Origin of the sequence: Halomonas sabkhae (genome assembly GCF_030409265.1) — a bacterium.
GTDB lineage: Bacteria > Pseudomonadota > Gammaproteobacteria > Pseudomonadales > Halomonadaceae > Halomonas > Halomonas halmophila.
The window spans coordinates 187,227-202,379 of the sequence record NZ_JAUFPM010000008.1; the positions used below are offsets into that span (position 1 = coordinate 187,227).

Annotated in this window: 13 protein-coding genes; 4 read left to right on the top strand and 9 right to left on the bottom strand. The window is 62.5% G+C overall.

The genetic code is table 11. From position 1 onward, the window contains the following. Positions 1 to 84 precede the first annotated feature (84 nt). On the bottom strand, positions 85 to 945 hold the full coding sequence (locus QWY79_RS06790; protein ID WP_290271179.1) for a DUF72 domain-containing protein: 861 nt from the start codon (positions 943 to 945) through the stop codon (positions 85 to 87). 360 nt (positions 946 to 1,305) lie between these two features. Between QWY79_RS06790 and nrdH the strand changes: the two genes are divergently transcribed. The 4 genes from nrdH (at position 1,306) to nrdF (ending at position 5,288) form a co-directional block, all read left to right on the top strand. Next, positions 1,306 to 1,530, top strand: coding sequence for a glutaredoxin-like protein NrdH (nrdH, locus tag QWY79_RS06795; RefSeq protein ID WP_141319681.1), 225 nt, complete (start codon positions 1,306 to 1,308; stop codon positions 1,528 to 1,530). An 8-nt stretch (positions 1,531 to 1,538) separates the two neighbouring features. Further along, the gene (gene nrdI / locus QWY79_RS06800; protein ID WP_290271182.1) at positions 1,539 to 1,949 is read left to right on the top strand and encodes a class Ib ribonucleoside-diphosphate reductase assembly flavoprotein NrdI; all 411 of its coding nucleotides are present in this window, start codon (positions 1,539 to 1,541) and stop codon (positions 1,947 to 1,949) included. Continuing rightward, positions 1,939 to 4,125, top strand: coding sequence for a class 1b ribonucleoside-diphosphate reductase subunit alpha (gene nrdE / locus QWY79_RS06805; RefSeq protein ID WP_290271184.1), 2,187 nt, complete (start codon positions 1,939 to 1,941; stop codon positions 4,123 to 4,125). Before nrdI ends, nrdE begins: the two co-directional genes overlap by 11 nt. 197 nt (positions 4,126 to 4,322) lie before the next feature. Continuing rightward, entirely contained in the window at positions 4,323 to 5,288 is a 966-nt protein-coding gene (gene nrdF, locus QWY79_RS06810) for a class 1b ribonucleoside-diphosphate reductase subunit beta (RefSeq protein WP_141319677.1), read from the top strand. Between the two features lie 107 nt (positions 5,289 to 5,395). On the opposite strand, the gene glmS is transcribed toward nrdF, so the two are convergent. The 8 genes from glmS to atpG all read right to left on the bottom strand — a co-directional run bounded on the left by glmS (position 5,396) and on the right by atpG (position 15,106). Beyond that, on the bottom strand, positions 5,396 to 7,228 hold the full coding sequence (gene glmS / locus QWY79_RS06815) for a glutamine--fructose-6-phosphate transaminase (isomerizing) (RefSeq protein ID WP_290271187.1): 1,833 nt from the start codon (positions 7,226 to 7,228) through the stop codon (positions 5,396 to 5,398). A gap of 15 nt (positions 7,229 to 7,243) precedes the next feature. Then, positions 7,244 to 8,605, bottom strand: coding sequence for a bifunctional UDP-N-acetylglucosamine diphosphorylase/glucosamine-1-phosphate N-acetyltransferase GlmU (gene glmU, locus QWY79_RS06820; protein ID WP_290271188.1), 1,362 nt, complete (start codon positions 8,603 to 8,605; stop codon positions 7,244 to 7,246). Positions 8,606 to 8,676: 71 nt separating this feature from the next. Beyond that, complete coding sequence (locus QWY79_RS06825; RefSeq protein WP_290271190.1) at positions 8,677 to 9,786, bottom strand: FAD:protein FMN transferase; 1,110 nt, start codon at positions 9,784 to 9,786, stop codon at positions 8,677 to 8,679. Between the two features lie 169 nt (positions 9,787 to 9,955). Beyond that, complete coding sequence (locus tag QWY79_RS06830) at positions 9,956 to 10,753, bottom strand: undecaprenyl-diphosphate phosphatase (protein ID WP_290271191.1); 798 nt, start codon at positions 10,751 to 10,753, stop codon at positions 9,956 to 9,958. 93 nt (positions 10,754 to 10,846) lie between these two features. Then, positions 10,847 to 12,211, bottom strand: coding sequence for a magnesium transporter (mgtE, locus tag QWY79_RS06835; protein WP_290271193.1), 1,365 nt, complete (start codon positions 12,209 to 12,211; stop codon positions 10,847 to 10,849). Positions 12,212 to 12,338: 127 nt separating this feature from the next. Further along, complete coding sequence (locus QWY79_RS06840; protein ID WP_290271195.1) at positions 12,339 to 12,767, bottom strand: F0F1 ATP synthase subunit epsilon; 429 nt, start codon at positions 12,765 to 12,767, stop codon at positions 12,339 to 12,341. Positions 12,768 to 12,791: 24 nt separating this feature from the next. Further along, the gene (gene atpD / locus QWY79_RS06845; protein WP_141319663.1) at positions 12,792 to 14,168 is read right to left on the bottom strand and encodes a F0F1 ATP synthase subunit beta; all 1,377 of its coding nucleotides are present in this window, start codon (positions 14,166 to 14,168) and stop codon (positions 12,792 to 12,794) included. Between the two features lie 47 nt (positions 14,169 to 14,215). Then, positions 14,216 to 15,106 (bottom strand): F0F1 ATP synthase subunit gamma, encoded by an 891-nt coding sequence (gene atpG / locus QWY79_RS06850; protein ID WP_290271198.1) that lies wholly within the window; start codon positions 15,104 to 15,106, stop codon positions 14,216 to 14,218. Positions 15,107 to 15,153 lie beyond the last annotated feature (47 nt).

Here is a 15,153-nt window from a genome sequence, read left to right on the forward strand (position 1 = left end):
TTGGCCAGTGACGATCAGCCGGTAAAAATATCCGATCATACGCTTGATGGCCAGTCACCAGGCCGTTTTCAGCCTGTCGAGGGATCAGAAAAGGCTTGTCTGACGCTCGCCGGGAAAGTCGGCCAGGGGTGCCAGTGTCAGCTGTTCGCCGAGTGCGGCATGCAGCTGTCTCGCCATCTCGGGAGAACGCCGGTTGTCCGCCGTATGCACAAAAAGAAAAGGGCTTATCCCCTGATTTATCCACAACTTGAGCTGGTTAATCCAGGGCTGAAAATAGGCCAGATTGATCGCATCATCGATGTGACCGATGAAGCGCACCACAGGAAAGCAGCCTGTCGAGATCACGTGCAACGGGCGTCTCGGCTTCTCGCCATGGGCCTGCTGCATGCCGGGATGGCCGTCGGCTGATGTGGAGAACAACGGGCGCACATCCAGCATGACGCGGTTGGCGCCATGACTTATCAACATGCGGTTGAGGGTCGTTTCGGCCTCACCCTTGTGGAAAAACTCGGGGTGGCGCGCCTCGACGGCACAGGGAATATCCGCCGGCCAGCGATCCAGCAGTGCCTGCAATTGCGGAAGCTCCTCGGCACCGAAATCGCGAGGCAATTGCACCATCAGTGGACCGAGCTGCGCTTTCAAGGGGGCCAGGGCAGCCACAAAGGCATCGAAGCCGGCTTCGATATTCCACAGCCGATGTTCGTGCGTCAGGCTGGCCGGCAACTTGAAGCAGAAGCGGAAGTCGGCCGGCACCCGTCGCGCCCAGGCGGCAACCGTCTCGCCCCTGGGTGCCCCGCTGTAGAAGGTGGTATTGCCTTCGACGGCGGAAAAGACCCGCGCGTAATCGGCAAGATTGCCGCCTTCACCGGCATGGGGCGGATACAGGCTGCCCCGCCAGTCGTCGTTGGCCCACATGGGCAGGCCGAGGTGCAAGCGTCCCGTCATTGCCGGCAAATCCCTGCGTTGTACTGCGACCATCGCCCCTTCGAGAGCACCTCGACTCTGGCGATCAGGGTACCTAGTATACCCGGCCGTGGAACTGCACTCACTGCGGATCGGGGCGATCGGCCCGGCTCTGCAGACCTCCGGGAAACGCCGTCATGGCGCTGTTTCAGGACCATGGACAAACTATCACTTTACCTTTTCACACACTATATATACCTTTTCCACAGGATTCCCACACCATATCTGGTATTTGAACCGCAAATGCTGTGATATACTGAAGCCAATATTGGCGCCGCGAGGCGCCAGCATGGTGTTCGGCCCAAGGCCGAGCTAAATCTGTCACGTTCGAGAATCTTTATCATGATCATCAAGATTTACAGCTCGCCCGACTGCATGCAATGCCACGCCACCTATCGCGCCCTCGACAAGCAGGGTCTCGACTACACCGTGGTCGATATCAGCGAAGAACCCGAGGCCGCCAACACCGTTCGCGAGCTGGGTTATCGCCAGCTGCCGGTGGTCGTGGCCGCCGATGAGCACTGGTCTGGCTTTCGTCCGGAGCGCATTCGCCAGCTGGCCAGCTGAGGGCCGACATGAGCGTGAGCGAACTGGTCTATTTCTCCACGAAATCGGGCAATACCCATCGCTTCGTGGAGAAACTCGGTTTGCCGGCCCAGCGCATTCCCTTGAGCCGCGACGAGCAGGCACTGCAGGTCGACAACCCCTATGTGCTGGTGGTTCCGACCTATGGTGATGGCGACCCCCGCACGGCCGTGCCCGCGCCGGTGATTCGCTTTCTCAACGATGCGCACAACCGTGCCCTGATTCGCGGCGTGGTGGCAGGCGGCAACACCAACTTCGGCAGTGCCTACTGTCTGGCCGGCCGCGTGATTGCCCACAAGTGCCAAGTTCCACTGCTTCATCGCTTCGAGCTGATGGGCACCCCAGAAGATGTCGCCAAGGTGCAGGAGCGCCTGGCAACGGAGATAGACGATGCTGGATGATACTCTGACCCCGACTGACGCCCCCCAGGAATCGGCGATGGCGTCCGCTGAACAGGCCCAGCCCAAGGAGCTGGACTTTCACGCGTTGAACGCCATGCTCAACCTCTACGATGCCGATGGCCGCCTGCAACTCTCGGCCGACAAGGAAGCCGCGCGCCAGTACTTCCTCCAGCACGTCAACCAGAACACGGTGTTCTTCCACACCCTGGAAGAAAAGCTCGATTATCTGGTCGAGGAAGGCTACTACGAGAGCGAGGTCCTCGAGCAGTATGATGCGGCCTTCATCAAGTCGCTGTTCGATCAGGCCTATGCGGTGAAATTCCGTTTCCAGAGCTTCCTCGGCGCCTTCAAGTACTACACCAGCTATACCCTCAAGACCTTCGATGGTCGCCGCTATCTGGAGCGCTTCGAGGATCGTGTGTGCATGGTCGCCCTGAGCCTGGCTCGCGGCGACGAGTCCCTGGCACGCACCCTGGTCGAGGAAATCCTGCACGGCCGTTTTCAGCCGGCGACCCCGACCTTCCTCAACTGCGGCAAGAAACAGCGCGGTGAGCTGGTGTCGTGCTTTCTGCTGCGCATCGAAGACAACATGGAGTCCATCGGCCGGGCCATCAACTCGGCCCTGCAGCTCTCCAAGCGTGGCGGTGGCGTGGCCTTCTCGTTGAGCAATGTCCGCGAGTCGGGGGCACCGATCAAGCGCATCGCCAACCAGTCCTCGGGCGTCATCCCGATCATGAAGATGCTGGAAGATGCCTTCTCGTACGCCAACCAGCTCGGTGCCCGTCAGGGCGCCGGCGCGGTCTACCTGAACGCGCATCACCCGGACATCCTGCGGTTCCTGGATACCAAGCGCGAAAACGCCGACGAGAAGATCCGCATCAAGACACTGTCGCTGGGCGTGGTGATTCCGGACGTGACCTTCGAGCTGGCCAAGCGCAACGAGCCCATGTACCTGTTCTCGCCCTATGACGTCGAGAAGGTTTATGGCGTGCCATTCGGCGATATCAGCGTGACCGACAAGTATCAGGAAATGGTCGACGATTCACGGATTCGCAAGAGCAAGGTCGATGCCCGCGAGCTCTTCCAGACGCTGGCCGAGCTGCAGTTCGAGTCCGGCTATCCGTATGTCCTCTTCGAGGACACGGCCAACCGCGACAACCCGATCGCCGGTCGCATCAACATGAGCAACCTGTGCTCGGAAATCCTCCAGGTCAACACGCCCAGCGAATACGATGACAACCTGGATTACCGCCGCACCGGCGAGGACATCTCCTGCAACCTGGGCTCGTTGAACATCGCCCGCGTGATGGACTCGCCGGACTTCGGCACCAGCGTCGAGACCGCCATTCGGGCATTGAGCGCCGTCTCCGAGATGAGCGACATCCGCTCGGTGCCGTCGATTGCCGAGGCCAACGCGCGCTCCCACGCCATCGGCCTGGGACAGATGAACCTGCATGGCTACCTGGCTCGCGAGCATATCCATTATGGGTCCGAAGAAGGGCTGGACTTCACCAACCTCTACTTCTACACCATCACCTATCACGCCGTGCGCGCGTCCAACAAGCTGGCCATGGAGCGTGGCGAAAGCTTCGCCGGCTTCGAGGACTCCGCCTATGCCAGCGGCCGGTACTTCGACAAGTACACCGAGCAGACCTGGTTGCCCAGAACCCAGCGGGTGCGCGAGCTGTTCGAGAAGTCGGGCATTCATATCCCGACCCAGCAGGACTGGCGTGAACTCAGGGACTCGGTCATGCAGCATGGCCTGTTCAACCGCAACCTGCAGGCCGTGCCGCCGACCGGCTCGATCTCGTACATCAACCATGCCACCTCGAGCATTCACCCGGTGGTATCCAAGATCGAGATTCGCAAGGAAGGCAAGCTGGGCCGCGTCTATTATCCGGCGCCCTATCTCAGCGACGCGAACCAGGATTACTATCGCGACGCCTACGAGATCGGCCCCGAGAAGATCATCGATACCTATGCCGAGGCCACGCAGCACGTCGACCAGGGCCTGTCGCTGACGCTGTTCTTCCGCGACACGGCCACCACGCGGGACATCAACCGGGCGCAGATCTATGCCTGGCGCAAGGGCATCAAGACGATCTATTACGTTCGGCTGCGTCAGGCGGCGCTGGAAGGTACGGAAGTGGAAGGCTGCGTGTCCTGCACTCTTTAAGATAACGTCTTCAGGCAGGGGCATGGGGACAAGCCGAGAGGAGGTCCGACGCCAGGAAAGGCGTCGGTAGCGTACAGGGATGTATTTACAGCGCCTCCTCGTAGGCTTGTCGCCAGAGCACTCAGCTTCTAAAGAATGTCTTTTAATGCTCCCGGGGCGCTGGCCGTCCCGCGTGACAACCGGATGAGATATCAACCATGACCGCTCGACTGAACCGCGTCGATGCCATCAACTGGAATCGCCTGCAGGATGAAAAGGACCTCGAGGTCTGGAACCGACTGACCAGCAACTTCTGGCTGCCGGAGAAGATTCCGCTATCCAACGACGTGCCTTCGTGGAGTACCCTCACCGAACAGGAACAGCAGCTGACCATCCGGGTATTCACGGGCCTGACACTGCTCGACACCATTCAGGGCACCATCGGCGCGCCGGTGCTGATCAACGACGCCGTCACCCCCCATGAAGAAGCCGTGCTGACCAACATCAGCTTCATGGAGTCCGTGCATGCGCGCTCCTACAGCTCGATCTTCTCGACCCTCTGTGCCACCCGCGATGTGGATGACGCCTATCGCTGGAGCGAGCTGAACCCGCACCTGCAGAAGAAAGCCGACCTGATCCTCGAGCATTACGATACCCAGGACCCGCTGATGCGCAAGGTCGCCTGCGTCTTCCTGGAATCCTTCCTGTTCTATTCCGGCTTCTACCTGCCGATGTACTGGTCGAGCCGCGGCAAGCTGACCAACACAGCCGACCTGATTCGTCTGATCATTCGCGACGAGGCGGTTCACGGCTATTACGTCGGCTACAAGTTCCAGCTCGCCCTGGAGCAGGAAACGCCCGAGCGCCAGAAGGAGATCAAGGACACCACCTATGATCTGCTGCTCGACCTCTACGACAACGAGGTCCACTACACCGAATCACTGTACGACGATGTCGGCCTGACCGAGGACGTCAAGGCGTTCCTGCATTACAACGCCAACAAGGCGCTGATGAACCTGGGCTTCGAGCCGTTGTTCCCGAATGCTACCGAATCGCTCGACCCCGCTATCCTGGCCGCCCTGTCGCCGGGCGCCGAGGAAAACCACGACTTCTTCTCCGGCTCGGGCTCATCCTATGTGATCGGCCGGACTGAGAAGACGGAGGACGAGGACTGGGCATTCTAGATAAAGCCCAGGCTCCTCGCATCATCGGGCTGTCAAAAAAAGCGCCGGGGCAGAAATGCCCCGGCGTTTTTTTGCATGGGCCCCGGATATGACGGGGCCTGAAGCACTCACTCCACGGTGACCGACTTGGCCAGGTTGCGCGGCTGATCGACGTCGGTGCCCTTGAGCACCGCCACGTGGTAGGAAAGCAGCTGCAGCGGTAGCGTGTATACGATCGGCGCCAGGGCCTCGTCGATGTGCGGCAGGTGCAGTACCCGGGTGTCATCACCATCCACCAGGCCGATATTTTCATCGGCAAACACGAAGAGTTCACCGCCTCGCGCCCTGACTTCCTGCAGATTCGATTTCAGCTTCTCGAGCAGTTCATCATTGGGCGCCACCGAAACCACCGGCATCTCGCTGTCGACCAGGGCCAGGGGACCGTGCTTGAGCTCGCCCGCCGGATAGGCCTCGGCGTGAATGTAGGAGATTTCCTTGAGTTTGAGGGCGCCTTCCAGGGCCACCGGGAAGTGGGCACCGCGGCCCAGGAAGAGCGCATGGTGCTTCTCGGCAAAGGCCTGCGACAGGATCTCGATCTGTGGATCCAGTTCCAGCACACGCTCCACCTGAGCCGGCAAGTCACGCAGGGCCGAGACCAGCCTGGCCTGCTCTTCGCTGTCCTGGCCGCGCACTCGACCGAGGGCGAGGGTCAGCAGCATCAGGGCCGTCAACTGGGTGGTGAAGGCCTTTGTCGAGGCCACGCCGATCTCCGGACCGGCGCGCGTCATCAGTGTCAGATCGGATTCACGCGCCAGTGAGCTGCCCGGCACATTGCAGATCGCCAGGCTGCCCAGATAACCGCCCTGCTTGGCAAACCGCAGCGCCGCCAGGGTATCGGCGGTCTCGCCGGACTGTGACAGGGTCACGAACAAGGTGTTCTCGGGCACCACCACGCGGCGGTAGCGGTACTCGGAGGCCACCTCGACCTGGACGGGAATGCCGGCATAACGCTCCAGCCAGTATCGCGCCACCATGCCGGCATGATAGCTGGTCCCGCAGGCCACCAGATGAATCTGCGACGCTTTCGACAACAGGGCCTCGGCATCCGGGCCAAAGCTTTCGACCAGTACCGAGCGATCCCCCAGGCGCCCCTCGAGGGTTTCGGCAATGACCCTGGGCTGCTCGTGGATTTCCTTGAGCATGAAGTGCCGATAGTCACCCTTGCTGGCACTGCCGTCGCCATGCTCGAAGATCTGTACCGGCCGTTCGACGGCTGCACCATTGATGTCGAAGACCTCGATGCCACCATTCCCGGAAAGCCGCACCACATCGCCTTCCTCGAGGTAGATGAAGCGATCGGTCACCTGCAGCAGCGCCAGCGGGTCCGAGGCGATAAAGGCTTCCTCGATGCCGACGCCCACGACCAGCGGGCTGCCCTTGCGGGTGCCGATCACCACATCCGGTTCATCGGCATGAATGACGCCCAGCGCATAGGCGCCATCCAGGCCGGCGGTGATTTTCTGCACGGCGGACAGCAGGTCCGTGTGCCGCGCTTCACGCTCGAGCAGGTGGGCAATGACCTCGGTGTCGGTCTGCGAGGTGAAGACATAACCCTCGCCTTCCAGCTCGGCCCGCAGGCCTTCATGGTTCTCGATGATGCCGTTGTGGACCACGGCCAGACGCTCACCGGACTGGTGAGGGTGGGCGTTTTCCTCGCTGGGCCGGCCATGCGTCGCCCAGCGCGTATGGGCGATACCGCTGTTACCGTTCAGGGCGCCACTTTCCAGCTTGTCTTCGAGGGCGGCGACCTTGCCCAGCGCCCGCTGGCGTTGCAACTGGCCGCTGGCGTTGCGCACGACCATGCCGGCCGAGTCATAACCGCGATACTCCAGACGCTTGAGGCCCTCGAGCAGAATGCCCTGAACGTTGCGCCTGGCTACCGCACCGACGATGCCACACATAGAAAATCTCCTTGTTCAGCCCCGCTTGATGGGACGCTGCCAATCATCCTTGGTCGTCATCCGCGAGCGTTCGACCGCCAGGGTATTCTCCGCCACGTCGCGATTGATGGTCGAACCGGCTCCCACTGTGGCCCCCTTGCCGATGGAAACCGGGGCCACCAGGGCCGTGTTGGAACCGATGAAGGCTCCATCACCGATGTCGGTGCGATGCTTGTTGGCGCCATCATAATTGCAGGTAATGGTGCCGGCGCCGACATTGACACCCTGACCGAGCCGAGCGTCGCCGATATAGCTCAGGTGGTTGATCTTGGACCCTTCACCGACCTCGACGTTCTTGGTCTCGACGAAATTACCGACCCTGGCACCCACCGCCAGGCGCGTGCCCGGTCGCAGGCGAGCGAAGGGCCCCAACTGGTTGTGCCCCGCCACCACGGCGCCCTCGATGACACTGTGGGCTTCGATGACCGTCTCGGCGCCGATATGACTGTCGCGAATCACGCAGTGCGGGCCGACCTTGACGCCCTCGCCCAGCTCGACATGACCCTCGAAGATACAACCGACGTCGATTTCCACATCATGGCCGCATTCCAGCTGACCGCGTACATCCAGGCGTGCGGGATCGCGCAGGGCCACGCCTTGTGCCATCAGGTCATCGGCGATATCGGCCTGCAGGGTACGTTCCAGGCGTGCCATCTGACGGCGGTCATTGACCCCTTCGACCTCCACCGGGCGCGAGGGCTGGGCGGTGGCGACTCCGATGCCATCCGCGGCGGCCATGGCGATGACGTCGGTCAGGTAATATTCCCCCTGGGCGTTCTCGGCCGACAGACGGGGCAACCAGCGGCGCAGCTGCGCGGCCGTCATGGCCATGATGCCGGTATTGCACTCGCGCACCGCCCGCTGGGCCTCGCTGGCATCCTTCTGCTCGACGATGGCCACCGCTTCGCCGGCCTCGTTGCGCAGGATGCGCCCATACCCGGAAGGATCCTCCAGAGTGACCGTCAGCAACGCCATGTGGTCTTCATCGACGGGGGCCAGCAGTGCCCGCAGGGTATCGCGACGAATCAGCGGTACATCGCCGTACAGCACCAGTACCTTGCCGTCGCCGAGTTGATCCAGTGACTGGGCCACGGCATGGCCGGTGCCCTTCTGCTCGGCCTGCAGGGCGAAATTGACCTCATAGTCGGCCAGCGCCTCGCGCAGCGTATCGGCGCCATGCCCGACGACCACATGAGTGCGCTCGGCATCGAGTCCCGCCGCCGTGTCGAGCAGGTGGCGCACCATCGGCTTGCCGGCCAGCGGGTGAAGTACCTTGGGCAATGCCGAACGCATGCGCGTTCCCTTGCCGGCTGCGAGTATCACGACATCCAGGGTCATCCCGACTCCTTCATTGTGTCTCTGATTGGATATTATGGTTGGCAGATGGGGTTAGGCCCATTGTGATCCATTCATTCAGGCGCTTCATCACCTTGTGAAGGGAGTCGATCAGCCGAGTTCACGACCTCGATCCCCATTCTCTTGACCCTGTCCTCACCGAATCGTGCCGTGAAGGCCGGACTCGCCAGACTCTGCCAGCCCTCGCCCTGGCGTACCAGCATCAGCACGGCCAGATCGTGGCGCAGCGCGATCCGCATGCCTTCACGTTCGCCGAGCACCGTCATGGCGGTGGCCCAGGCATCGGCGCGGGCATTGGAAGGGCCCAGGACCGTCACCGACGCCAGGTGATGGCGAATGGGGCGACCGGTCCGCGGGTCGATGGTATGCGAATAGCGTCGCCCATCGGCCTCGAAATAATGCCGGTAATCGCCCGAGGTGGCCACGGATATGCCATCCAGCGGCAGCACATGCTCGGCCCGAGGCTGGCCATCCTGGGGTACCTCGACACCGATGCGCCAGGCTTCGGAATCGCCGTCGCGGTGACCGGCCACCTTGACCTCGCCGCCCAGGTTGACCAGGTAATTGTCGATGCCCGCCTCGTCCAGATAGGCGGCAACCCGGTCGGTGGCATAGCCCTTGGCCACGCCGGAGAGGTCGACGAAGACGTCCTTGAGCCGCCTGGCGCGGTTGTCGTCGACATCCAGCTCCAGGGTCTGCATGCCGACCTCGGCCAGGCGCTGCTCGATCTGGGCATCACCGGGCACCTCTTCGGGACGAGCCTCGGGACCGAAGCTCCACAGATTGACCAGATCGCCCACGGTGACATCGAAGGCGCCATTGCTGGCCTTCCCCACTGCACGGGCCGTGGCCAGTACCTCGATCAGCGGCGCGGAAAGGGTCTGCCACTCGCCGACCGGTGCCTGGTTGAAGGCGACCAGCTCGGCGTCATCGCGGTAGGTGGACATGGAGGCATCGACCGCTTCCAGCTCGTCGAGGATGCCGTCCCGCAGGGTATCGCGACGCTCGGCGGTGATCGGATCGGCGATGGTGACCTGATAGAAGGTGCCGAAGATATCGCCCTTGAGGGTCACCGGGGTTTCCAGCTTGCGCTCGGAACAACCGGCCAGCACGAAAACCAGCAGCAGTAACAGGAACGCATGGCGGTAATTCAAAAGTGGCATGACAAAACTCCAGAAGGAACCCAACCAACAGGATGAGCGCCGGGGACAAGCTGAAGCGAGGGTCCTTTGCCATGGATGGCAAAGGTAGCGCCCAGGGATGGGTTCACAGCGCCCTCGCGAAAGCTTGTCGACGGAACAGCTCATCCTCCCCCGGCGCTCATCGATCGCGCTACCCGAACAACCAGATCAAGGCACCCCCCAGTATCAGCCGATAGATGACAAAGGGCTGCATACCGATGCGCTTGATGAAGGCCAGAAAGAAATGAATACAGGTATAGGCGCTGATGCCCGACAGCACGGCGCCCACTGACAGGGCCAGCCAGTCCACCGGCTGCGGCGCGCGGATCAGCTCCAGGGTCTCCAGGCCGCCGGCCAGCACGATCACCGGAATCGACAGCAGGAACGAAAAGCGTGCCGCCGCTTCGCGGTTGAGCCCCAGCATCAGGGCGGCGGTCATGGTGATGCCCGAGCGCGAGGTGCCGGGTATCAGCGCCAGTGCCTGGGCCAGGCCGATCCACAGCGCATCCTTCCAGCTCATGGCGTATTCGTTGCGCCGTCCGCGACAGCACCAATCGACCACCCCCAACAGGATACCGAACACGATCAGGCCACCGGCCAGTACCAGCGGTGAACGCATGACACTTTCGATGCTGTCCTTGAAGGCCAGGCCGACCAGACACACCGGAATCGTCGCCAGCACCACCCACCAGGCCAGGCGCGCATCGGCATCGGTGCCCTGCCCTGTCAGGCTGCGGCACCAGCTGGCGATCATGGCGATAAGCTCCTCGCGGAAGTACAGCACCACGGCAGCCAGACTGCCGATATGCAGCGCCACATCGAAAGCCAGCCCCTGGTCGGGCCAGTCGGTGAGTACCGGCACCAGAATCAGGTGGGCGGAGCTGGAAACCGGCAGGAACTCGGTCAATCCCTGGACGATGGAAAGCAGGACGATCTGGAGCCAATCCATGGAATACTCTATGTCAGCAAGTAAGTAGCCGGTGCATGAGGATACAGCTCCAATCACGGCCTGTCCCGCCGTCCTGTTCGGGAAAGTCGCTGCTCAGGACAGTATCAGGGTCGCGAAGCTGAAGTAGATCAGCACCCCGGAGGCATCGATCAGGGTGGTGACCAGCGGCGCCGAGGCGGTGGCCGGATCCCAGCCGAAGCGATCGAGCACGAAGGGCAGACACATGCCGAGCAGGCTGCCGAACAGCACGATCGAGATCATGCTGATGGCCACCACCAGGGCCACCGCCTCGCCGCCGCGCATCACCCCGATCGGCGCCACCGCCAGGGCCATGGTCAGGCCCAGCGAACCGGCGACCAGCAACTCGCGCCCCAGCAGCTTGCCCCAGTCGCGCACGCCGACATCCCCGGTGGCCATGCCGCGTACCATCAGGGTCGCCGCCTGGGCTCCGGCATTGCCGCCACTGCCGATCAGCAATGGCAGGAAGAAGACCAATGCCACCTGGGCGGCGATGGTCTCCTCGAAATGCGCGATGCCGGCCCCCGACAACAGGTTGCCGAAGACCAGCAGCACCAGCCAGGTCACGCGCTTGCGATACAGGCTCATCAGCGATACCCGACTGACGCCGTCCTCGAGCTGGCCGATGGACATCCCCTTGTGGATATCCTCGGTGGCCTCGGACTCGACCACATCGAGGGCATCATCATGGGTGACGATACCCACCAGCAGCCCCTGCTCATCGACCACCGGCACGGCCAGCAGGTCATAGCGGGCCACGAGGCGGGCCACATCTTCCTGCGGGGTCTCGACCGAGACGCGGATCACATCCCGAATCATCAGCTCGTCGACCGCGGTGCCGGGCTGCGCCACCATCAACTGGCGCAGCGACATGGTGCCGGCCAGGCAGCCGTCTTCATCGATGACATACAGCTGATAGACGGTCTCGGCATCCGGCGCGGTCTGACGCACCCGCATCATCGCCCGCGAGACCATGATGCCCATGGGGATCGCCACATAGTCGGCGGTCATCAGCGCGCCGGCGGTGCCCTCTTCATAACTGGCCAGGCGCATGAGCTGCTCGCGTTCGCGGTGCGCCATGCGCCGCAGCAATACCTCGCGACGATCCTCGCCGAGCACCTTGAACAGATCCGCGCGCTCATCGGAGCCCATCTCCTCGAGCACCGCCTGCAGCTTGTCGTTGCGCATCACGGCGGTGAAGACCAGCTGCTCCTCGTCATGCAGATAGCCGAGCACACTGGCCTGCCGCTCGAGGGGCAGGCTGTCGAGCAGGGCCCGAGCCCGCAGCTCGTGGTCATCCTCCAGCAGGTCATGCAGGATCTCGGCGATATCCGCCGAGCGCAACTCCGGGAGCTGCCGATTCAGCTGCTGGCGATCATCCATGTCGAGGGCATGCAGCAGGGTGACTTTATGCCGCTCCAGGGAGGCTGTTAATGACATGATGGCTGTCTCCCGGCATCGAGGCCGCTCGATGATCCACAGGTAATTGGCCCGAGCGAACAAAAAAGCGCCCCCCGGTATACATCCGGGAGGCGCCTTGGTCAGTCACGCTCGGCTCGGGGCTGGCTCAGCCGCGCCCCGCCTTGCGCCGCAGCTGCTGGATGGTACGCAGCTGGGCCATGGCTTCGGCCAGTTCGGCCGCGGCGCGGGTGTAATCCAGCTCCGCGGACTTGTCCTGCATGGCCTGAAGCGCCTCCTGGCGAGCCTGTTCGGCGGCGGCCTCGTCCAGATCGTCGGCACGCACGGCGGTGTCCGCCAGTACGGTAACCACGTCGGGCTGGACCTCGAGGAAGCCACCCGAGACATAGAAGTGATCCTCTTCACCCTCGCCTCGGATGACCCGCACCGGACCGGGCGCCAGCTCGGTGAGCAGCGGCGTATGACCGGCCAGAATCCCGAGATCCCCCATGCTGCCGGCCGCCACGACCTGCTCGGCTTCGCCGGAGAAGATCGACGCCTCGGCGCTGACGACCTCGCACTTGATGCTTTTCGTCATGATGACGTCTCCCAGGTGGAGGGATTACTTCATCTGGTTGGCTTTCTCGACGGCTTCGTCGATGGTGCCGACCATGTAGAAGGCCTGCTCCGGCAGTTCGTCGTATTCGCCGTCGAGGATGCCCTGGAACCCGCGAATCGTTTCCTTGAGCGAAACGTACTTGCCGGGAGAACCGGTGAACACCTCGGCCACGAAGAACGGCTGCGACAGGAAGCGCTGGATCTTGCGCGCCCGATCCACGGAGAGCTTGTCCTCGTCGGACAGCTCATCCATGCCCAGGATGGCAATGATGTCCTTGAGCTCCTTGTAGCGCTGCAGCACGCCCTGAACACCACGCGCCGCTTTGTAGTGCTCCTCGCCGATGACCAGCGGATCCAGCTGACGCGAGGTGGAATCCAGCGGGTCGATGGCCGGATAGATACCCTGCTCGGCGATGGAACGCGCCAGTACCACGGTCGCATCGAGGTGCGAGAAGGTGGTGGCCGGCGACGGGTCGGTCAGGTCGTCCGCGGGCACGTAAACGGCCTGCACGGAAGTGATGGAACCCGTCTTGGTGGAGGTGATGCGCTCCTGCAGGACACCCATCTCTTCCGCCAGCGTCGGCTGATAACCCACCGCGGACGGCATGCGGCCGAGCAGTGCGGACACCTCGGTACCGGCCAGGGTATAACGGTAGATGTTGTCGACGAACAGCAGCACGTCGCGGCCTTCATCGCGGAACTTCTCGGCGATGGTCAGGCCGGTCAACGCCACGCGCAGACGGTTGCCGGGTGGCTCGTTCATCTGGCCGTAGACCAGCGAGACTTTGTCGAGGACGTTGGACTCCTGCATCTCGTGATAGAAGTCGTTGCCCTCGCGGGTCCGCTCGCCGACACCGGCGAACACGGAATAACCGCTGTGCTCGGTGGCGATGTTGCGGATCAGCTCCATCATGTTGACGGTCTTGCCGACACCGGCGCCGCCGAACAGGCCGACCTTGCCGCCCTTGGCGAACGGGCAGACCAGGTCGATGACCTTGATGCCGGTTTCCAGCAGCTCTTCGGCGGCTGCCTGGTCGGCATAGCCCGGCGCCTTGCGGTGGATCGGCATGCGTTCCTGCTCGCCGATTTCACCTTCCTCGTCGATCGGCTGACCCAGGACGTTCATGATGCGTCCCAGTGTCGCTTCCCCCACCGGCACGGAAATCGCCGCGTCGGTGCCGGTGATCTCGAGGCCGCGTTTGAGGCCCTCGGTGGTCCCCATGGCGATGGTGCGCACCACGCCGTCGCCCAGCTGCTGCTGGACCTCAAGGATGGTCTCGCTGTTCGAGACCGTCAGCGCGTCGTAGACCTTGGGCACTTCGTCCCGCGGAAACTCTACGTCAATCACCGCGCCGATGATTTGTACGATACGTCCGCTCATCTTGGTTCCTCTCAAAGTACCTGCAAATGAAACCTGTATGCCTGGCGCTATACGGCGGCGGCGCCACCGACGATCTCGGAAATTTCCTGGGTAATGGCCGCCTGACGGGCCTTGTTGTACACCAGTTCCAGGTCGTCGATCATGTTGCCGGCGTTGTCGGTAGCACTCTTCATGGCGATCATGCGCGCAGCCTGCTCACAGGCCACATTCTCGACCACCGCCTGATAGACCTGCGCCTCGACGAAGCGCACCAGCAGGCTATCCAGAAGCGCTTGGGCATCAGGCTCATACAGGTAGTCCCAGCTGCTGGGACGCTCGAATTCCTCGTCGTCGTCATCCTGCGCCTTGCGCCCCATGTCGGGAGACAACGGCAACAGCTGACGGACCACCGGCTTCTGCGTCATGGTGTTGACGAATTCATTGAACACCACATAAAGGCGGTCCAGCGTGCCTTCGTCGTAGGCATCCAGCATGACCTTGACGCTACCGACCAGATCCTCGGCGCGCGGGGATTCCCCCAGGCTGTTCCTGGAGGCCACCAGATTACCGCCATACTTGCGGAAGAAGGCGTTGGCCTTGCTGCCGAGCGTGCAGAAGTCAAGTTCTGCGCCCTGCTCATGCCAGGCCTGGGCGTCCTTGACGACCGACTTGAACAGGTTGCCGTTCAAGCCACCGCACAAGCCGCGGTCACTGGATACCACGATGTAGCCGACACGCTTGACCTCGCGCTCTTCCATCCACGGATGCTTGTACTCCGGGTTGGCATCAGCGAGGTGGCCCACGACCTTGCGAATCTGCTTGGCGTAGGGCTGGCTGGCCCGCATGCGGTCCTGCGCCTTGCGCATCTTCGACGCAGCCACCATTTCCATGGCGCTGGTGATCTTCTGCGTGTTCTTGATGCTCCCGATCTGGGAGCGAATCTCTTTTGCGGCTGCCATAGCGATCTACTCCGTTCGTGGCCCTCAGAATGCTCCATGGCCCGCTT